Origin of the sequence: Calothrix sp. 336/3 (assembly GCF_000734895.2) — a bacterium.
Classification (GTDB): domain Bacteria; phylum Cyanobacteriota; class Cyanobacteriia; order Cyanobacteriales; family Nostocaceae; genus 336-3.
The window spans coordinates 140,911-161,279 of the sequence record NZ_CP011382.1; the positions used below are offsets into that span (position 1 = coordinate 140,911).

Annotated in this window: 16 protein-coding genes; 9 read left to right on the plus strand and 7 right to left on the minus strand. The window is 41.5% G+C overall.

Going from position 1 to position 20,369, the window contains the following annotated elements:
• Nucleotides 1–19 precede the first annotated feature (19 nt).
• From IJ00_RS00605 to aroF, 3 genes are all read right to left on the minus strand, one after another.
• The gene (locus tag IJ00_RS00605) at nucleotides 20–892 is read right to left on the minus strand and encodes a DUF1338 domain-containing protein (protein ID WP_371259654.1); all 873 of its coding nucleotides are present in this window, start codon (nucleotides 890–892) and stop codon (nucleotides 20–22) included.
• A 12-nt stretch (nucleotides 893–904) separates the two neighbouring features.
• Nucleotides 905–1,171 (minus strand): DUF3146 family protein, encoded by a 267-nt coding sequence (locus IJ00_RS00610; protein ID WP_035149021.1) that lies wholly within the window; start codon nucleotides 1,169–1,171, stop codon nucleotides 905–907.
• A 235-nt stretch (nucleotides 1,172–1,406) separates the two neighbouring features.
• Complete coding sequence (gene aroF, locus IJ00_RS00615; protein WP_256388833.1) at nucleotides 1,407–2,294, minus strand: 3-deoxy-7-phosphoheptulonate synthase; 888 nt, start codon at nucleotides 2,292–2,294, stop codon at nucleotides 1,407–1,409.
• A 797-nt stretch (nucleotides 2,295–3,091) separates the two neighbouring features.
• On the opposite strand from aroF, the gene IJ00_RS00620 reads away from it, so the two are divergent.
• From IJ00_RS00620 to IJ00_RS00645, 6 genes are all read left to right on the plus strand, one after another.
• Entirely contained in the window at nucleotides 3,092–3,577 is a 486-nt protein-coding gene (locus tag IJ00_RS00620; protein WP_035149024.1) for a hypothetical protein, read from the plus strand.
• 431 nt (nucleotides 3,578–4,008) lie between these two features.
• Nucleotides 4,009–4,755, plus strand: coding sequence for a pentapeptide repeat-containing protein (locus tag IJ00_RS00625; protein ID WP_035158252.1), 747 nt, complete (start codon nucleotides 4,009–4,011; stop codon nucleotides 4,753–4,755).
• 75 nt (nucleotides 4,756–4,830) lie between these two features.
• On the plus strand, nucleotides 4,831–5,658 hold the full coding sequence (locus tag IJ00_RS00630) for an SDR family oxidoreductase (protein ID WP_035149026.1): 828 nt from the start codon (nucleotides 4,831–4,833) through the stop codon (nucleotides 5,656–5,658).
• Nucleotides 5,659–5,742: 84 nt separating this feature from the next.
• Nucleotides 5,743–6,633, plus strand: a complete 891-nt coding sequence (locus IJ00_RS00635) for an alpha/beta fold hydrolase (RefSeq protein WP_035149028.1) — start codon at nucleotides 5,743–5,745, stop codon at nucleotides 6,631–6,633.
• Between the two features lie 304 nt (nucleotides 6,634–6,937).
• Nucleotides 6,938–8,728 (plus strand): serine/threonine-protein kinase, encoded by a 1,791-nt coding sequence (locus tag IJ00_RS00640; protein ID WP_035149030.1) that lies wholly within the window; start codon nucleotides 6,938–6,940, stop codon nucleotides 8,726–8,728.
• Nucleotides 8,729–8,870: 142 nt separating this feature from the next.
• Complete coding sequence (locus IJ00_RS00645; protein WP_035149032.1) at nucleotides 8,871–9,674, plus strand: SDR family oxidoreductase; 804 nt, start codon at nucleotides 8,871–8,873, stop codon at nucleotides 9,672–9,674.
• A 1,634-nt stretch (nucleotides 9,675–11,308) separates the two neighbouring features.
• Here IJ00_RS00645 and gyrA read toward each other — a convergent pair.
• Nucleotides 11,309–13,918 (minus strand): DNA topoisomerase (ATP-hydrolyzing) subunit A, encoded by a 2,610-nt coding sequence (gyrA, locus tag IJ00_RS00650; RefSeq protein WP_035149036.1) that lies wholly within the window; start codon nucleotides 13,916–13,918, stop codon nucleotides 11,309–11,311.
• 315 nt (nucleotides 13,919–14,233) lie between these two features.
• Between gyrA and IJ00_RS00655 the strand changes: the two genes are divergently transcribed.
• A complete protein-coding gene (locus IJ00_RS00655) occupies nucleotides 14,234–15,157 on the plus strand; it encodes a histone deacetylase (RefSeq protein WP_035149038.1) in 924 nt (307 codons plus the stop codon).
• A 102-nt stretch (nucleotides 15,158–15,259) separates the two neighbouring features.
• On the opposite strand, the gene IJ00_RS00660 is transcribed toward IJ00_RS00655, so the two are convergent.
• Nucleotides 15,260–15,733, minus strand: a complete 474-nt coding sequence (locus IJ00_RS00660) for a DUF2996 domain-containing protein (RefSeq protein ID WP_035149040.1) — start codon at nucleotides 15,731–15,733, stop codon at nucleotides 15,260–15,262.
• A 611-nt stretch (nucleotides 15,734–16,344) separates the two neighbouring features.
• On the opposite strand from IJ00_RS00660, the gene IJ00_RS00665 reads away from it, so the two are divergent.
• Nucleotides 16,345–17,640 (plus strand): hypothetical protein, encoded by a 1,296-nt coding sequence (locus IJ00_RS00665; protein ID WP_046814933.1) that lies wholly within the window; start codon nucleotides 16,345–16,347, stop codon nucleotides 17,638–17,640.
• A gap of 103 nt (nucleotides 17,641–17,743) precedes the next feature.
• On the opposite strand, the gene IJ00_RS00670 is transcribed toward IJ00_RS00665, so the two are convergent.
• Together IJ00_RS00670 and IJ00_RS00675 are read right to left on the minus strand one after the other, a co-directional pair.
• A complete protein-coding gene (locus IJ00_RS00670; protein ID WP_035149042.1) occupies nucleotides 17,744–18,307 on the minus strand; it encodes a phycobiliprotein lyase in 564 nt (187 codons plus the stop codon).
• Nucleotides 18,308–18,414: 107 nt separating this feature from the next.
• Nucleotides 18,415–19,089, minus strand: coding sequence for a HEAT repeat domain-containing protein (locus tag IJ00_RS00675; RefSeq protein ID WP_035149044.1), 675 nt, complete (start codon nucleotides 19,087–19,089; stop codon nucleotides 18,415–18,417).
• Nucleotides 19,090–19,438: 349 nt separating this feature from the next.
• Here IJ00_RS00675 and IJ00_RS00680 point away from each other — a divergent pair, with 349 nt between their 5' ends.
• Nucleotides 19,439–20,359: a calcium-binding protein gene (locus tag IJ00_RS00680; protein WP_046814682.1), complete on the plus strand. Its 921-nt coding sequence runs from the start codon at nucleotides 19,439–19,441 to the stop codon at nucleotides 20,357–20,359.
• Nucleotides 20,360–20,369 lie beyond the last annotated feature (10 nt).

Consider the following 20,369-nt stretch of genomic DNA (forward strand, 5'->3'; position numbering starts at 1 on the left):
CATGAGACAATAATTTCCTCTATTCAGTAACTCTAGTCATTTCAAATAATTCCTGAGCATTCTTTCCCAAAAATCCATCAAACAAAACTGGATTACCGGAGCTATTTTCTATCATATAACGTTGTGCCAATTCATAATAGGCATAAGTCCAAGGAACTTGTATTTCTTTCTGGGTAATATCATCAATGACTGTCACCATCTCCGTGACTGCATGGGTGGCAGTTTGTCTTAACCCAAGATGAATATTTCCCTCAATTTCCGCCTTCATGGGCACACCTAATTGGCTTAAACCTGCGGCAGTAGCATCAATATCTGGGTATGTGGGAGTATTCTGCTGATTAATATAGCCTGTAAAATGATTCACAGCATAACCGTGAATTAGTACCCAGGCAGCATATTGGGAAACTTGATTGATTGTTTGCACTACCGAATAATAGGGAGGTTGCCAGGGACGGTTAAAAATTTTGAGAATATCTAAATTATCTGTTGGCAAAGTATCAACGGCAATAACTGTTTGCTGAATTAATTGCCGAATATTGTCCGGTAACTCCCCTACCCTTAATTCACTAAGAAACAGCTTCGGTAAATTAAATTCTTCCTGTTGAGGATGGTAATAGTGTCTGGCGTAAAGATGGGTATGGGGAAATAAATATTCTCCTCCAAATTCATAGCCCCAACTCTGAATAATTTTCTCCAGGTAGGGAATGCCTAAATTTATCTTGCCATGGGGTGTTTCTATCTCCATTCCCAGAGAACGAAAAGCAATGTGATCATTACTCAGTCTCCCCCCGGTTTGGATAATCATTTCCTCGTAAATTTGAGCATATTTTACCCTTTGACGGTATTGTTGCCAGAGAGCTTGCCAGTATTGATGGATAATTGTGGGGGTAATCATCATCCTGCATTAGATTTCTGCTCGAATAGTAAAAGCATAATCGCCTCCTGGCTCCAGTTGATAGTCTTTCTGCTCCAGAAAGCGACCTAGGGGTTCTTTAATTAATGCACGACCTTGAGAGGGTTTTACAGACAGTTCTCCTCGGCGAAAATGCCATTGAAACTGCCATTCAAAGTCACCAGCTCTGACTTCACCTTCCAAAAAACCATCCTGCCAAGATTGACGAATAATCCTGACATGGGCAGTGGTTTCGGGTAATCGCTTGGCACTACTCACAATAATTTTGATGTCAAGTCCATGGGTTTGAGATTTGCCATTGCTTGCTGTTGGCAGACAGATGGAATTGAGAATTCATATTCTGAATTGTTGTTAATTGTCAATGGTTCAGAATTGAGAGTCAATAGTGAGTAGTTAATATTTGGTGACAATTAAGTCAAGGTGGAGGTTTTTGGGAAATGGTAGAACTTATCAGCGATTTCCCATTCACCACAACTCGTCTTCATTCAAATTCCTAGGCTGCGGATAAACAAATCGGGGCAAGTTTTGTACCTACCCCGATGTTTGTAGAGATATTTCTGCCCACGGATGCTGCAATGGGTTTAAGACTCTCAACTAAATCCACCATTTCTGTTAGAGATAATGCTTGACGAGCATCAGAAACTGATTTTTCTGGTTCCGGGTGACATTCAATGATTAAACCATCAGCACCGCAAGCAATAGCAGCTTTTGCCATGGGTGCAACCAGTTCCCGCTTGCCGACAGCATGGGAAGGATCGACAATCACAGGCAGGTGGGTAATTTGTTTGAGAGCGGCAACTGCACCTAAATCTAGGACATTGCGGGTATAGTCGTCGAAACTGCGAATACCTCGCTCACACAGAACAACATCAGGATTGCCGTGACTGAGGATATATTCTGCTGCCATGACAAACTCTTCAATGGTGGCAGCTAAACCACGTTTCAGGAGGATAGGTTTATTAACTTGCCCTAAAGCTTTGAGTAAATCGAAGTTTTGCATATTCCGACTACCGACTTGTAGCATATCAGCATAGGTCGCTATGGTAGGGATTTGGGAAATTGACATGACTTCGGTGATTACGGGTAAATTGTAGCGTGATCGCACTAATCCTAAAATCTCTAGTCCTGCTTCTCCCATTCCTTGGAATGCATAGGGAGAGGTACGAGGTTTGTAAACTCCACCCCGTAAACCATGAACTGAGTTGACTAAATGCTGGGCAACATTTTCCATCTGCCCTTGACTTTCCACAGCACAGGGTCCTCCAATGATCACTAACTCTCTACCACCAAAGACTATTTGCTCTGACAGTTTCACCAGACTTTGTTGTTGAGCAGGGGATTTAGCAGTAAGCTGGGCATTTTTCATGATTTGATTCTCCAAATTTTTCACATAAAAACAAAAAACCCGGAACCTGATGTCAGTTCCGGGTGCATTTCGTCGCCATGACACTACTACCCGGAATTGAGGCGGGACCAAAAATAAAAACCATAAAACCAGGTGTAGTTTGACATGACGATGAAACTCTCTTATTTAACCTAATGAAACAAAGCAGAAAGACTCCATTCCCTAAAAAAACAAAAACCGCAGAGAGTACTCTCTGCGGTTCACCGGGCAGTTTCCATCAGGAAACGAGACTCACCCCCGGTGAACCACCCTAAACCAATAGTAAAAGTAAAACTTGTTGTGGGACATTTGCCTACCCTTGGGGGAGAAACTTGCGAAACTCAATAACCTCAACCTAGCAAAGGAACTCCAAATCGTCAAGACCCCCAGGACACTGAAAAAAACAATAAACTCATTACAATTTGGAAAATCAGTTCCCCAATTTTGCACAGTACTGTTGCTGTTCCCAGTTATTTCCTTCTCTGAGAAAAACAAGGTAAGCTGCAATCAGGGGAGTTGGTTAAAGGGAAATAATAGCTCTATCTTTTGTATAGAAACTGAGCATTTTCCCCAAATACCCTCTTTACAATCTTTTAGACGCTTCTGGAGTAGGCAGAGTTCATGATAGATAGTTACATCTTTTGCATAAATTTACATTTTGTCTGCATTCTTGAGAATTATCAGCACTGAAAACACGGGAAAATGTCAAAAGTGAGCGACTAAAATCCTCATGATTTAACTTCAATTGTGTGCTGACTTTCTTTATAAAAATTTAATTGTGACCGATTCATCTCATGCCTAAGTCGAAAATTTTATCCACATCTTTCAATTATCAAGGGATGTATCCCTGTCCCGTATGTCATGTAGGAAAAATTTCCCATATGCCACTCATGGAAGCAATGTCATGTGATTTTTGTCATCAAATTTTTACAGTTAATGTTGAACAGCAGCAGTTAGTTATGCCTTCTCGTCAACCTCCTTTAGTTTGGCGCTGGAATGGTTTTAACTGGACAGAAGCACATTTGGAAGGGGTGGAATTTGGCTGGGGTTACGTTTTTGCTGCTTTTGTGTTTATTCTGCTACCTACTAGTATTATTGGTATCGTTGCTTACCTGTTTCCTCCGCATCCGGAAGCACCTTTGTCTTGGCTACCCTATATTTGGACAGGGTTAACTTTTTTCTCACATTTATCAATAATTATTTGGTTATTTGTCGAGATATATCAAGTTCCAATTCGGATTTATCTGCGAGCTATTAAACAACGTCTGACTGGTAGATAATATTCCTCAAATTTCTGGAAGATAGGTATGAGTATCTGATGATAGGTAAAGGTAATATTTATAGGAGGGTACAAATATTCAATTAATTTGACTATGATGAAAACTTACGCAAAACACTGTGGGGGTAATACCCTGCGGAAAGCCGCTCTGTGTCTACATAAATTGCAGCTAGGTGAAAATAGGGTTTCGGCTTTTGTTTGCGTAAGTCCTATTGATAATAAAAATTTACACTAGTGAATGCGAACTCACTTGAGAATGGGGTAATGGTAAGGTTAAGACCTGTTTGCTGTTATCCTGGTGCAACCCATTTCATCATGGCTATCTGTGTAGTGAGTGGTGGCTAAGTCAATCTATAGTCGCAAGGACATTTTTCCAAATTAGGCAGAGTAGATGAATCACTCATAATTAAAATGATTGGCACTAAAACGTCTATGAGAGAGCTGGAGCGGTATTATCGGGTGTTAGAGTTGGAGCCAGGTGCTTCCTTGGAAGAGGTAAACCAAGCTTATAAAGACTTGGCTTTTGTTTGGCATCCGGATCGCCTTCCCAAAGAAAACCAGCGACTTCAGGAAAAAGCCCAGCGAAAGCTGCAAGAAATTAATGAAGCACGGGAAAAGCTGCGATCGCTGACTGTGCAACCCCAGAATACTTATTATTATTCCCCTGGAACAAAATCTTCTAGTACCTACCAATCACCCCAACCGAAGACAGATTCCTATAAAGCTCCGAAATCACCTCAACCCAATCCCGACTCCTATAAACCTCCGAAATCACCTCAACCCAATCCCGATTCTTACCAACCACCGAAACCCCATTCAGATTTGAGTGGTAAGAATTTTAGCCAAGCTAATTTGAGTAACAAGGATTTGTCAGGGAGAAATTTAAGTTATGCCAATCTCACGGGGGCAAATCTGAGTGATACTTTTATGCACAAGGTGATTTTGCGGGGAGCAAATCTCTCAGAGGCAAACTTATTTCGTGCCAATTTACTGCTGGCAGACTTACGAGAGGCGAATTTACGCAATACCAATTTAATTGGTGCAGATTTAAGCGGTGCAGATTTGCGCGGTGCAGATTTGACTGGTGCGCGGATTCGCTCTGGCGATCGCCTGATGGTTAAACTTATCGGTGCTAACCTCGCCGGTGCAATTATGCCCGATGGTACGATTCATAAATAGTTAATAGTCTGTGATTCCCTGTACCAACATGGCTGTTATGTGGGAAACTGAGCAATAGTCATCCCGATTAAATATATGAATATTGCGATTATCGGCTGTGGTTATGTGGGTTATGCTGCGGCTAATTTCTGGCAGCAACAAATGACTCATATTGTCACAGCAACTACTACCACACCAGCTAAAACATCTCAATTACAAACTGTCGCCCAACGAGTTGTGGTTTTGACTGGGGATGATGTTGATGGAATCAAATCTGTGTTGAAAAATCAAGATATTGTACTTCTTTCCATTGCTGCTGGACGAGGTGGTAACTATGAAAAAACTTATTTAGAAACTGCAAAAAATATCGTATCGATTGTATCACAATGTCCCCATCTAAAGCAAATTATTTATACTAGTAGTTGCTCTGTTTATGGAGAACAAAATGGACGGTTAGTCACTGAAGATACGCCCCTGTCTCCGATGAGTCAAAGCGCGGAAATATTGAGTCAAACGGAGCAAGTTTTACTGACTGGGGCAAATCCCCACCTCCACGTCTGTATTCTACGATTAGGCGGCATTTATGGTCCCAATCGGGAATTAGTAAAAATTTATGGTCGTGTGGCAGGACAAAACCGCCCAGGCAATGGTAACGAGCCTGCTAATTGGATTCATTTAGATGATATTATTTCAGGTATAGAATTTGCGAAAAATCATCATCTCCAGGGTATTTATAATTTAGTTGATGATGCTAACCTGACATCAAAAGAAATTATTCATCAAGTTTGTACAGTTCATAATTTGCCCCCGGTGACATGGGATGCTTCTCAAAAAAGTCAGCGCATGTACCACGCAAAAATATCTAATCAGAAGCTGAAGGATGCTGGGTATCAGTTAACTCATCCGCAAATGATATTTTCGTGATGATTGCTTCTGGATAAACTCTTTGTTACCCTTGAAGGTAATCATAGTTATACAAGTATCCTGAAAGGATATTGAATATATTTTATGTTATCTTCTAAATTTTATACTTGGCATAATTACCGTTGCGTCTATGATTTATATCCAGAAAATGGAAATTCGGCGGCAACATTTCCCATTCTATTAATTCATCCTATTGGTGTTGGCTTATCGCGGCATTTTTGGGATAGATTCTGTCGAGGTTGGCAGCAACATAATCAGCAAAATCTCATTTATAATTCAGACTTATTGGGATGTGGGGAAAGTGATAAACCCCACGTTGCTTACTACCCCCACGATTGGGCAGCACAATTGCAGTATTTTGTCGAAAATATAATTCAAAAGCCTGTAATTATTATTGTTCAGGGAGCTTTATTACCGATCGCCCTGGAATTATCCACCCAAAAACCCCATCTTGTCGCCGGATTAATATTAGCAGGTCCCCCGGCTATACCATTAATTAGCCAAAAAGCCCCAATCTGGCAACAAAAGTTAATTTGGAATCTTTTAGATTCCGGTTTGGGCAAATTATTTTATCGTTATGCCCGCCGAGAAAAGTTTTTAGCAGATTTTTCTGCCCGTCAGCTGTTCAATTCTGCCACAGATGTAGATAAGGAATGGTTGGATAGTTTGGGTGCAGGTGCTGAGGATTTAGAGAGTCGTCATGCAGTGTTTGCATTTTTAGCTGGGTTCTGGTTGCAAGGTTACAGAGAGGCGAACGCCAATTTGCAGCAACCAACCCTGGTGGTAGTGGGGGAAGGTGCGTCTAGTATTAGCAAAGCAGGGAAAAAACTGAGTGCTGATCAGTGGTTAGCTGATTACTTGGCGATTTTACCCCAAGGGGAGGGTGTGAAAATTCCCGGTCGTAACGTTTTGCCCTATGAATCTACCACAGAATTTATCCAGGCGATCGCTCCCTTTGTGCAGAAACTATCCTGATGATCTGCCACAATTCCAGTATAGAAACAGGTAAATTCTTGCCCCCTAATCTTCCAATCGCCTATTACCCATCATCAAATATCACTCATATGCAAACATATGGGCAATATTTCATACCTTCACTAAAATCTCACTGTTTTAGTAATAAAAAAATAACTATTTGACTCATGGCTACGTAAAAATGTCTACAGATAACTAGGATTCAGTTATAGAATTTGTGGATGGGTTAATTATTTTACGGGATTTCCGGATATAGGGGGCACTACCAGAAAACCTATATAAGGAGTGACTCAGTAACCAGCTCATGACTCACAACATGATCGGTAAAATTCTACAAGGACGTTACCAAATTGTCCAAACTTTGGGGGCAGGTGTATTCGGGCAAACATACATTGCCATGGATGTGGAACAACCAACAAATGCCAAATGTGTTGTTAAGCAACTCAAGGTTACAAGTTGTCAACCCAGCTACTTACAAACCCTCAGGTTACACTTTCTCACAGAAACAGAAACTTTAAGACATCTGGGACATCACCAGCAAATTCCCCAGCTAATTGCTTGCTTTGAAGAGCATGAACGTTTCTATTTAGTGCAAGAATTTATTGAAGGATATCCTTTGACGGCAGAGTTACCCATAAATCAACGTTTAGGGTATCTTTGGAGTGAGAGCGAAGTGATTGACTTACTCCGGGATGTGTTGGAAATTCTAGACTTTATCCACTCCCAAGGTGTGATTCACTGTGATATCAAACCAGAGAATTTAATTAGACGTACCGATGACGGCAAATTGGTATTAATTGATTTTGGCTCCATCCAACCTGTAGACTTTGCAGTTGATGACGTTCTGCCGATATATCGTGTACCAGCTACTTCCTTAGGGTATATTCCCCCCGAACAATTTATTGGACAAACCCAACCAAATAGTGATATTTACTCCTTGGGAATGGTTGCCATTCAAGCCCTAACTGGATTATCTCCCCTCCAGCTAAAAATTGACCCCTATACCAACGAAATTATCTGGCGATCGCCAACTACCCCAGTCAGCGATTATTTAGCAGCAATGCTCACACAAATGATTCGCTACGATTATCAACAGCGTTTCCACTCAGCTGCTGAGGTATTGCGAGTAATTCAACAAATGTCTATGGATAATTGGCGACCCCAAACTATCCCGACGCAGTATAGTGTAATTCCAAACTCCCCCACCAGTCACCAAAATTCAACCCCCAAACGCCACAAAAAACTATCCCCTGCACTCACAGGGATGAGAGTCGGTTTAGCAGCTAACTCCTTACTTCTTGGTTTTGGTGTTTACTCTGTATTAAATAGTGCTCCGGCATATTCGGAGACAGAAACCCTATATAAAGCTACCAAAGAATTTCAATCAGGTGATTTAGAACAGGCGATCGCCTTAGCTAAGTCTATCCCAACTCATAGTCATGTATATCCAGAAGTCCAAGCCACCATTGAAGAATGGCAAAATCAATGGCAATTAGCCGCCGAGCAATTTAATTTAGCCCAAAAGTTTGCTGATGAAGGCAAATGGTCAGAAGTCTTACAATCATCAGCTCAAGTACCCGATATATTGTACTGGCAATCGAAAACAGACCAGCTAGTGGAACGGGCAAAAATTAATATTGATATTGAAACCAAAAATCTTCTCAGAAAAGCCTATGACAAGGCTAGAGAAAAGGATTTCACCACAGCTTTAAATTATTTGCAACAAATTCCCCCAGAATCTAATGCGGGGGCGATCGTGCAGCAAAAAATAACTGAGTATGAACAGAAACAACAAGTTCGCTCAGTATTTTTACTCCAAAATGCCTACAATAAAGCGGCTTCTAGGGATTTTGCGGCTGCTAGTCAATATCTCCAACAAATACCTAAAAATTCTTCAGTATACGCCACTGCTCAAAATAAATTACGAGAATATACGAATAAGCAAGGAGTAGCGAAACAAAACCAGACAGAGGAATCCCTGACTTCTGAGCGTCAGATTACACCCAGTACATCTGCCTTTATCAAAAGTCATACTTCTACTAGCTTAAAGTCCTTTGACCCTGGTAACTACATGCGAGAAGTCAATATTCAGTAGCTGATTTCTTCCAGAGGGATGCTTCCCCAATCGCTTATCATTCCGATTACTCCTTACTCAGGAATCATGTTCTCATGGGTTGTTTACCAGAGATGTGAGCTAGAATCACTGTTTTACTTCTCAGTGAAATCAGGAACACACTATGGGTAAAACAGTTTTGATTACAGGTGCTTCTAGTGGAATTGGCAAAGTAACTGCGAAGTTGTTTTTAGAAAATGGTTGGAATGTGGTGGCAACTGCGAGAAATCCGCAGAATTTGCGAGAACTTCCCCCAGGAAAACAACTGTTATCTGTGTGCTTGGATGTGACTGATTCGGCAACCATTTCCCAGGCAATAAATCAGGCGATCGCCCACTTTGGGAAGATAGATGTCTTGGTAAATAATGCTGGCTATGGCTTGATGGGTGCTTTTGAGGCTGTGGATTCCGAACAGGTGCAGCGTCAGTTTCAGACAAATGTTTTTGGTTTATTTGATGTCACCAGGGCAGTTTTACCCCATTTTCGAGAACAGAAAGCAGGGGTGATTATCAATCTTTCTTCCATGGGAGGGAGGTTAACATTCCCCTTTTTCAGTCTTTACCATGGGACAAAATTCGCCATTGAGGGTTTTTCAGAATCCTTACAATATGAACTTGCACCTTGGAATATTCGCGTGAAATTGATAGAACCGGGGCAAATTCGTACAGATTTTGGGGGGCGATCGCTCGATGTTCCACCCCCCACCGGAATATCAGCTTACGATACAAACTTTCAGAAAATGATACAACTGACGGAAAGTACCTACAAATTGGGTGCAACACCGGATGTGGTAGCCAAAACTATCTATCGCGCCGCTACAGATAATAGTAAACGACTCCGTTACCCTGTGGCTGCACCCATTCTCATCCTGCGCAAAATCCTACCGGATGGTTTGTTCTTTAGATTTATCAAGCAATTCCTACGTTGATGTTGGGGGGATATGGGTAATTTATACCAATTCGTAATTCGTAATTCGTAATTAACCCTCATTTGTCACTTTCGGGAGAGAATAGTCTGAAATGCTTACAGCATAAGGCTTTTATTAAAAAACCATAATTTCAGCCATTGTGTTAGAAAATAAACGCTCAAATGCATGTTCTATCTAGAGTTGAAAATTTGACTTTGATTTTTCTTTTCCCAGAGTGACAAAAAAGGGTTAAGAAACTTAGATACAGTCTGGGTTTTGAAGTTTGAATGTGTTGTCGGATTTTAGAGAATTGGTATTAGTTATGATTCCTAAAACCGTTAAACCCCACCATGGTAAAGCTGTGCTTTGTCTTTCCTCCCGGAAGTTGATGGAAGGGATTTCAGGAGTGGGGTTCTTGGGTGTTATACCAATTCACAATTCGCAATTCGCAATTCGCAATTAAAAAACTTAGATGCAGCAAAGCTTTCAGGATTTACATCTGTATCAGATTTTTTGTGAAATGGTATTAACCCTCTTTTGTTACCTTGGGGAAAGAATAATCCGAAATTATTATATTTACGTCTTTTTTCAATAAAGGAATTTAAATGACAAAATTAAGACGCGACCGCACAATTCATTATTTTGTTTAGTTTTCAGAGTAGAGATAGTATTTTTCTCTCCTCGTAGTAACAAAAGAGGGATTAACCCTCATTTGTCACTTTCGGGAGAGAATAGTCTGAAATGCTTACAGCATAAGGCTTTTATTAAAAAACCATAATTTCAGCCATTGTGTTAGAAAATAAACGCTCAAATGCATGTTCTATCTAGAGTTGAAAATTTGACTTTGATTTTTCTTTTCCCAGAGTGACAAAAAAGGGTTAAGAAACTTAGATACAGTCTGGGTTTTGAAGTTTGAATGTGTTGTCGGATTTTAGAGAATTGGTATTAGTTATGATTCCTAAAACCGTTAAACCCCACCATGGTAAAGCTGTGCTTTGTCTTTCCTCCCGGAAGTTGATGGAAGGGATTTCAGGAGTGGGGTTCTTGGGTGTTATACCAATTCACAATTCGCAATTCGCAATTCGCAATTAAAAAACTTAGATGCAGCAAAGCTTTCAGGATTTACATCTGTATCAGATTTTTTGTGAAATGGTATTAACCCTCTTTTGTTACCTTGGGGAAAGAATAATCCGAAATTATTATATTTACGTCTTTTTTCAATAAAGGAATTTAAATGACAAAATTAAGACGCGACCGCACAATTCATTATTTTGTTTAGTTTTCAGAGTAGAGATAGTATTTTTCTCTCCTCGTAGTAACAAAAGAGGGATTAACCCTCATTTGTCACTTTCGGGAGAGAATAGTCTGAAATGCTTACAGCATAAGGCTTTTATTAAAAAACCATAATTTCAGCCATTGTGTTAGGAAATAAACGCTCAAATGCATGTTCTATCTAGAGTTGAAAATTTTACTTTGATTTTTCTTTTCCCAGAGTGACAAAAAAGGGATTAAGCAGGAATCAAGGTGAAGATGATAAGCTGTTGCGTATCTAATTGGTATATTGAACCTGGGCAAGCCTGCACTCGAACGAAGTGAAGGGATGCCCACAGCTATGTGATGTTTTGCCTTATACAATGTAGCCGCGCATCAGCTTATTACTCAGCAGCAACAACTTCTTCCGTTTCTTCTCCACTATCGGGGGGAACGATCGCCACGCCGGTAATTGCATCATCTTCATCTAGACGTTGAACTCTCACCCCTGTGGCAGAACGGGATTGAATGGAAATGGCATTAACTGCCTGTCTGATGATAATACCGCGATTTGTCACCATCATGATTTCATCGTCGTTGTTGACAATGTGTAATCCTGCCATTTTGTCTTTGGTGCTGCGGTTTTTGAATTTAGTTGCCATCAAACCTTGACCGGCACGATTTTGGAGACGGAACTGGGCAACGGGGACACGCTTACCATAGCCACCCATAGTAATCACTAATACCCACAATCCAGTATTATTACTGCTATCTTCTGGGATAGTTGCTTCAGTTTCCAGTTCTTCGGTTTCCAGTTCTTCAGTTTCCAGTTCTTCGGTTTCAGAAGTTGATTCTGTAACGATGTTTGCCAAAATTGCTGCGGGGAGGATATCTAAACCGACTAATTCATCCCCTTTCTTCAACTTCATGGCACGGACACCACGGGTTGCCCTCCCTAGGGGTCGTAGCTGATCGTGGTTACAACGGAAATGGATTGCCATACCATTGCTAGAACCAATGAGGATGCTATCCTCTGACCTTGCCAGACGTACCCACCGCAGTTGATCGCCTTCTTCTAAGGATATGGCAATCAGACCATTTGCCCGAATATGACTAAATGCTGTCAGTGCTGTCTTCTTGATATAGCCGCCTTTGGTCAGCATCACCAGATACTCATCATCAGTAAATTCACTGACGGGGACAATGGAGGTGATTTTTTCTTCCTTGGGAATTGGCAGCATCTGGACGATGGGTGTTCCCCGACTGGTGCGCGAACTCACCGGAATTTGATAGGCTTTGAGACAGTAAACAACACCGCGATCGCTGAAGAAGAGAATGCTGTCGTGGTCGCAACAGGACAGAAAATGCTCAATGGTATCATCTTCTTTCACCTTGGCTGCGGCTTTACCTCTGGTGGCGCGATTTTGTGCCTCAAAGGTGTTCACGGGCATCCGCTTGATGTAGCCTTGTTCGGTAATTAGAATGATTGCTTTTTCGTTGGCAATTAAATCGGTTTCGTCTAAGTCCCCTTCCCCATGGGTAATTATTGTCCGTCGAGGTGTCGCATGGGTGGTTTTAATTTGCAGAACTTCTGTTTCAATGATTTGCAGAATTCTTTCCCGCTTTGCCAAAATATCTCGCAGGTCGGCAATTTGAAATTGCAAGTCATCGTGTTCATGGCGAATTTTATCAGCTTCCAGGGCTGTTAACCGTCGCAGTTGCATCTGTAAAATTGCGTCTGCTTGGACTTCTGATAAACCGTAACTGGTAATTAATTCCCCTTTGGCTGTGGGCGTATCTGCGGCATGGCGAATTAGGGCGATAATTGCATCTAACTGTGCCAGAGCAATTAACAAACCTTGTAATAGGTGATCCCGTTCCTCGGCTTTGCGGAGTTCGTACTGAGTCCGCCGCATGATGGATATGATACGGAAATCCAGGAATACTTGCAGAAACTGGCGGAGGGTGAGTACCTGGGGTTCCCCATTCACCAGGGCTAACATATTCGCGCCAAAGTTAGCTTGAATTGGTGTGAGTTTATACAGGTTATTCAGGACTACACGGGGGTAGGCATCTCGTTTGAGTTCGATGACGATTCGCATTCCGTCGCGATCGCTCTCATCGCGGATGTCTGCAATCCCTTCGATACGTTTCTCATTCACCAACTCGGCGATTTTTTCAATTAATGCGGCTTTGTTGGTTTGATAGGGGAGTTCTGTAATAATGATTGCTTCCCTATCTGGTCTACCCCGTTGCTCGATGGTTTCAATATTTGCCACACCCCTCATGGTGATTGAGCCACGTCCAGTGGTGTAGGCTTCTTTAATGGCGGCGGTTCCCAAAATTTGTGCCCCCGTGGGGAAATCGGGACCCTTGATGTATTGCATCAACTGGATATCAGTAATTTCTGGGTTGTGAATTAACTCCACTAGCCCATCAATTAATTCGCCTAAGTTGTGGGGAGGAATATTGGTTGCCATCCCCACGGCAATCCCAGAGGAACCATTCAGTAACAGTTGGGGAATCCGTGCGGGAAGGACGGTGGGTTCCTGTTGGGAACCGTCAAAGTTATCGATGAAATCTACTGTTTCTAATTCGATATCCTGGAGCAGGGAGGCGGTTGTTAGGGCTTGCAGACGACATTCTGTGTACCGCATCGCGGCGGGGGGATCATTGTCTACACTACCAAAGTTACCATGACCGTTAATTAGGGGCGATCGCATGGAAAAATCCTGTGCCATCCGCACCAAAGCATCGTATACTGCCGTGTCACCGTGGGGGTGATATTTACCCAGCACTTCCCCCACCACACGGGCGCATTTTCTAAAAGGACGGTCTGCGGTTAACCCCAATTCGTGCATAGCGTAGAGAATGCGACGATGTACAGGTTTTAGACCATCCCTGGCATCTGGTAACGCCCGACCGACTATTACGCTCATGGCGTACTCTAAATATGACCGGGACATCTCGTTCCGTAAATCCGTGGGAATAATCCTCTCCTGTGAGGTTGTCATAACCCAAAACACTCCACAAATAGTTAGTTTCAGCGCTCAATCTGAGTAAAACGGAAAATATTCCAAATTACGCTTAAATAATAGCCATGTTTTGCTATAATTTTAGCACATTTTGGCATTTTTTATTTGATAGAGATTAGCAATCATAAGCATGGGGAAAAGTTGCTTGTCTGTAAGTATTTTTTGATGGAACTGGGAAGGAGCTAAGAACGCAGAGTTTTACAGGGAGCGAGGTGGAGAATCTATCTTGTTAGTTGGCGAATATGGAACTGAAATGTAGTTTTTTTTGGCATTGATTTATGGGGGTGGAAAGTGATGTTCTCTGTGATTTATTCCGAAGAGTTTCTTGAGCATAAAACTGGTGCCTTTCATCCAGAGAAACCAGATAGATTAATTGCCATTACCAATGCCTTGAAAACTGCTGATTTCGCTGGGAAGTTGCTGTGGCGATCGCCGACTCCCGTGACAACCCGTTCTGTGCTTCCCCAGATTTTAACTGCCCACAGTCCCTATTATTTGCGTCAGCTGCAAGAATTAGCCGCCAAGGGTGGGGGACACTTGGATGGAGATACTCCAGTTTCCTCTCGCAGCTATGATGTGGCGCTGTTGGCGGTGAGTGCGTGGTTAGATGGGATAGATACGGTGAGGGAAAGTGGGAAACCAGCTTTTGTGTTAGCACGTCCACCGGGACACCATGCGGAAAGCTCTGCGGGTATGGGTTTTTGTCTATTTTCCAATGCGGCGATCGCGGCATTTTATGCTCTGGAACAACCGGAAATTAACCGTGTGGCTATTCTCGATTGGGATGTCCATCATGGTAATGGAACCCAAGCGATAGTAGAGACAAATCCCCAAATTGTTTATTGTTCCTTACATCAATATCCCTGCTATCCCGGTACAGGAAAAGCTTCGGAAAAAGGCTTCCATGATAATATTTTGAATCTCCCTTTACCGCCGGGTTCTGACATCAGTATTTACCAACCCGCTTTTGAGAAAAAAATTATTCCCTTCCTCAACAAGTTTGCACCAGATTTATTAATAGTGAGTGCAGGTTATGATGCTAATGCCGATGACCCCTTAGCAAATATTAATTTAAAACCTGAAAATTACGGTTTATTTACAGAGTATTGTTTAGGAATTACCCATAAAATTTTATTTGGTTTAGAAGGTGGTTATGACTTACCGAGTTTATCAGAATCGGTCATTGCCACAATCAAACAATGTTTAGTTGAGTATTGATAATTAATCCAGTTTTTTGGGGAATTTATCCACAAATTAACTTGTAGAGAGGGACAAATCTAGCTATCATCTGGCTATATCCCCTCTCTACTCGGTGCATAACTAATTACGACTGAGCCATTTCTGACTATTTAATCGTTGTGTCAAACCCCAGATTAACAAGTCTAAATTGACTTTACGTTCATCAATCAAGAAAGACTCCATGGTGCTAGGTTTTTTCCCATCATTGCAAGAAAAAGCCTTCTTCCCTTGGATATCTTCATCGGGGAAATAAACATTAAAATTGCAGAGTCCCTTACTAAAGCTACCGACAATTTGCCAACAATCCTCTAGCTGCTCCATTCCTTTCACAGGAACTTTTTGCTTGACAAAAGATAATTGCAAATCAGATATTCCCTCCGAGGCGATCGCCTTTTGAATCGCTGGAATATAATCTTGCTGAATATAATCAGTAAAGGGTTTATCCTCCAATGCTGGGGGTTTTTCCTTTTTCGCTGCTGGTTTTGCCGCTTTCGCCTCTGGTTCAGTGCTAGGAGGCACTTCCGGCGCTTGATTTTGATTGGTTTCTTCTGCCATAGTCACATCCTTTTCTCTAGCTGATGTCTAAACCCATGAGCGAATCTCCCAGAGAAACCCTGGCAATCAGCCAATGGTTAAGCCTCCAGCTTGTTGCTCTGTTTTTGGTCATCTTCATTTTGACACAGCAGAGCCAGAGTTCAGACCTCTTTTCCCCTCTATGCTCATTATGCTCTCCCTAGAAATCTTCAATGGTGGTAACTTGTAGGGAGTTGGGAGTAAGGAGTAATGAGAGTAATTTAGTATTCACAGCTTCCTTAATGGACTACTAAACTGATGTGCAGCCATATTGTATAATTGGAAACTTAGGATTACCGTAGTGCGAGCAGCTTTTGAGTGACTTGTAGTGAACTTTGCCGAATACCCGAAGTCTTACCCGCGTTGGGCGCACAAACTATATGCTTACCAGCTTTGTAATCAAGAATCAAATTATCATAATTTGAACAGTTTTCAGATGGCAAATTCAAAAAATCCCCAAAATCTGACGCTAGCTAGATGTGTGAACCATATCCTAAAAGCTACGGTTAGTGGGGTTAAGCAAAAGAGTTGAGCTTGTGGATAAATCGTCAGAAGTAATTTCCGGGAATTTAGGGCGCTCCTACACCCTCCTCATGGATATAGTAGATTTTGTGCTAGACGCAGAAGGAGAATTAGCCCAAGCATTGGAAACCTACGCCGCACAACAAATGCGCAAGGGTTTTGGAACTGTTCAACAAGACTTTATCATTGATGGTTTTCTAGTTGAAGGCAACATAGGTAGTAATTCCCCCTTGAAATTATATCTGCAAGCACACCCAGAACTAGATGCAACCGCAACGAACTTAATTAACACCTGGCATCGTAGTTTTATTGGATTATTTGCCATCAAGGAAATTTTAACTGACGGCTTAGAATTAATGAATTGGCTTACAGAGAAAGTTTATATTGTCAAGCCAAATAATCCTCAAACGACTCAAGATATTTCCCGTTTCCAAGTAGGAGAAATCATTCTGACGCGGATTTTTCCTGTCACCAAAGATGAGTGGACTTTCTCCCGAACTTTAACTCAGATGGGTAAACTCGGTAAACCCAAATTAGCTGTTGCCATTGGGAATTTTAAAGACAATTATCCCCAACATCTCTACAGTGATGCACCGGAGCTATTAGAACAAGCTTGGCAATCTGTAAATGATTACCATCAGCAGTTTGTGGATTTCTTCGGCACAGATATGGTGACAATGCCGGGATATCAACTCAATAAGAAAATTGCTGAATTGCAAGCAATTATGACAGAAAAACGTCTACAAGCAGCAGGAATTGATAGTTCTAAATCTCTGGCAGAAATCGCTCAAGAGGCTGGAGTAACGGAAGCGGATATCACCGCAAATGCGACTGAAATAGGTGTTGATAATCAGGCAATTTCCCAGCTATTGCAAAATAAGCTGAGTCTGGGGAAAATGGTCACACCTAAAGTTGATTTACCTGCGGAATTCAAGCAAGCAGAACAGTTAACAGTGCTTTCCCATCCTCGTTGGGGGCAAATGTTTCTTCCAACCTATAGTCAAATAACCGAGATACTGACAACATCGAATACTGAAAACCTGCCTACCAAAGAAAAACTGATTCGCCAATATTTAGAAGATAAAAAAATTAATAGTTTTGTGTGGCAAAAATTAGCATCAGACTACCCAGAGCAATTAGAAAAAGCTTTACAAGAGTACCTCAAAAAATCAGATTTTAAATTATCTCAGGATTTAGATTTGCTTTTAACAGAATTTCACAAACCCCTCGAACCAGAATTACCAGAAATTGCCAGCGTTCCCGAACACTTACATAATTTGTTCCAAGCAGCTTTTGCAGAAGTCAATAAATCTAAATCCAAGAGTAAATCATCCAAACCTATCTCTAAAGGTTTTCAAAGTAAGTAGAAAAATTTATTGATATTATTTCTATCAATTTTGGAATCATCAATAAAACCCCGACTTAATGACAAAAATCGGGGTGTGTATGAATCCTGACTCACAAAACAGACTAATTAGCTGCGGTATTTGCTGCTTCTGAAGTTTTCGCTGGTGCGGTACCACCCATACGAATCTCAGAACTGAAGGATGACATACTGAAACCGTTAGGGCATTTAATAACACTTACCCGCATCCGTAGATTTGGGCTAGCAAACCAAAGTCTTTCTTCTAAAGTGATTGTTTCCTGTTCTATGGTGATAGTGAATGCTTCATCACTACCCAATTCATACTTACCAATAACGGGGGTTTGCTCTGTAGCGTTTGTTTCTTCTATTAATTTACCTGTCTGGGGATGATTCTCATCGGGTATGACAACGAACAGCTTATTAGCTTGCCGTTTGGCTTTACTTAATTCCATGACATTATCCCAGGAAACTTTTGCACCACATAAAGCCAGCTGGGGGGCGATATCATATTTTTGGCAGAGCCTGATGACTTCTGGATGCTCTTTTGTCAGGTTTTCGATGATGATGGTGGATTTACCATCTTCTGATTGTTTAAAAGTGTGGTGGTGGCTTGTGCGATGGGAAAACCACTTACCTGCACTTAATTCAAAAAACTCTTGAATATTCATAAATCAAATTACCTGAAGTCAATATTTTGCAATAATCCCATTTTTTCGCAGTTAGAAGGTAGAAACCAAGCTATTGGCTTGGGTTTTGTCTTGTTCCTGGTAAGCTGTTATTTATTGTCACTGTCCAAGCGTTGTAAGGAGATAGTGGCAGATGCAGCGACATTGGGGTTACTATCTTTTGCCAGATATTTCAAAGCAGAAATGCTTTTGCTTGTAGGGAGAGAACCCAAGGTTTCTGCAAGTCTTTGCCGTACTAACCAATCATCTGATTGGGCAAAGCACAGAATTTTTTCCACTGCATTTATGTCTTTAAGCTCTCCGAGGGCGGCGATCGCTGCTTGTTGGATGACGACTTCCTGACTCTCTAAAGCTTGGTAGAGAACTTCCTTAGCACGAGGGTCTTTAATGTTACCAAGAGCAACGGCAGCACTGAAACGGACTAACCAATCTGTATCTTCGTAAAATGCCCGTGATAGCACTTCAAAGGCTCTAGTGTCTTCTAAGTATCCTAAAGCACCCGCCGCATCAGCACGGATACCATAATCGGGATCGGTTTCCAAAATCCTGACTAGCAGAGGATAGGATTCTGGGGTTTGTTTAATTCCGAGAGCAAATATTGCCATCGATCGCAGTTGGATAGATTCATCGTTTAACACCTTTTTAATTAAAGGTAGGGCATCCGATGCCGGAATATTGCGTAAAGATGCCAGGGCAACCATGCGATCGCGCAAATTTGGACTTTCTAGTTGAGCGGAAATTTCCTCTAAGCTGGGAATTGCCATCAAGTTTATCGAGCTTTTGCTACACATATCTATACAATTATCATTGCTTATTTGCAGATAGATTTACTAGCAGAATCGGAAATTTCTCTATTTGTGCGCGATCGCTAAGTATTTATAGATAGCTCTGATGCTCTTTCCTTAGGAATCACAGTCGGAAACAGTACATCTCTTCACTCAATTTTTACCAAATACTATCAGTAATTAAAGACTTGGCTTATCAAGCTGGTGGATAGAATTTTTACGCCTAAAATAAATTTATTCAGTGATTATCAGTAACATCACTGATACTTCAAGTCCTTAGCTGCAAAGGCGATAGGCGACAATATATCTGAAATTATGGATTCTGATTATGGTATATAAATATATTTATGGAACCAGTGGTAACGATAATATCAAGTTAGGAAATGAAAAATATATTGTTTTTGCTGGTGAAGGGAATAACAGTATATTAACTGGCAATGGTGATGATTATATCTATGCCGGTGCAGGGGATGATGTGATTTTTGCAGGCAATGGTAATAATAAAGTCTATGCCGCAGAGGGTAGAAATCGTGTCACCACAGGTAGCGGTCATGATGTCATTTATACTGGGGCTGGGGATGATGTGATTGCTGCTGGTAATGGTAATAACCAGATTTATGCTGGAGAGGGTAGAAATTTTGTCACCGCCGGAAATGGGAATGACTTAATTTATACAGGTGCTGGTGATGACCTGATTTACGCTGGTAATGGCAATAATACAATTTACGCCGCAGAGGGTAGAAACGGTGTTGTGACTGGCAATGGCAATGACTTAATCTATACAGGTGCGGGTGATGACCTGATTTATGCTGGTAATGGTAACAATACAATTTACGCCGCAGAGGGTAGAAACGGTGTTGTGACTGGCAATGGCAATGACTTAATCTATACAGGTGCGGGTGATGATTATATAGTTGCCGGTGCGGGTGATGACAAGATTTATGCTGCGGAAGGAAATAATATTATTGCTGCGGGAACTGGTAAGGATATAGTTTATGTCGGTAGTGGCAAAAACCAATTTATCTTCGATGGGGGTTTTGGTGCTGTCACCGTCTATGGTTTTGGTGCAGATGATTTGATTAGTTTAGGTATGGGAATTGCCTCTAATACCCAGCTGAAGTTTACAATTAGCGGTAATGATACCTTTGTGAGTGCAGGTAATGACCTGTTGGCAACACTCAAAGATATTAAATTAACTGGGGGAAACATTGTACCCTTACCAGCACCAATTCCCACCATCACTGCTTAGGTAAACTGCC

Coding starts and splice junctions, on each gene's coding strand:
- IJ00_RS00665 (WP_046814933.1), top strand. CDS start 16,345: ATGGATATAGTAGATTTTGTGCTAGACGCAGAAGGAGAATTAGCCCAA.
- IJ00_RS00675 (WP_035149044.1), bottom strand. CDS start 19,089: ATGGCAATTCCCAGCTTAGAGGAAATTTCCGCTCAACTAGAAAGTCCA.
- IJ00_RS00635 (WP_035149028.1), top strand. CDS start 5,743: ATGTTATCTTCTAAATTTTATACTTGGCATAATTACCGTTGCGTCTAT.
- IJ00_RS00660 (WP_035149040.1), bottom strand. CDS start 15,733: ATGGCAGAAGAAACCAATCAAAATCAAGCGCCGGAAGTGCCTCCTAGC.
- IJ00_RS00625 (WP_035158252.1), top strand. CDS start 4,009: ATGAGAGAGCTGGAGCGGTATTATCGGGTGTTAGAGTTGGAGCCAGGT.
- IJ00_RS00655 (WP_035149038.1), top strand. CDS start 14,234: ATGTTCTCTGTGATTTATTCCGAAGAGTTTCTTGAGCATAAAACTGGT.
- IJ00_RS00630 (WP_035149026.1), top strand. CDS start 4,831: ATGAATATTGCGATTATCGGCTGTGGTTATGTGGGTTATGCTGCGGCT.
- IJ00_RS00680 (WP_046814682.1), top strand. CDS start 19,439: ATGGTATATAAATATATTTATGGAACCAGTGGTAACGATAATATCAAG.
- IJ00_RS00640 (WP_035149030.1), top strand. CDS start 6,938: ATGACTCACAACATGATCGGTAAAATTCTACAAGGACGTTACCAAATT.
- gyrA (WP_035149036.1), bottom strand. CDS start 13,918: ATGACAACCTCACAGGAGAGGATTATTCCCACGGATTTACGGAACGAG.
- IJ00_RS00645 (WP_035149032.1), top strand. CDS start 8,871: ATGGGTAAAACAGTTTTGATTACAGGTGCTTCTAGTGGAATTGGCAAA.
- IJ00_RS00670 (WP_035149042.1), bottom strand. CDS start 18,307: ATGAATATTCAAGAGTTTTTTGAATTAAGTGCAGGTAAGTGGTTTTCC.
- IJ00_RS00620 (WP_035149024.1), top strand. CDS start 3,092: ATGCCTAAGTCGAAAATTTTATCCACATCTTTCAATTATCAAGGGATG.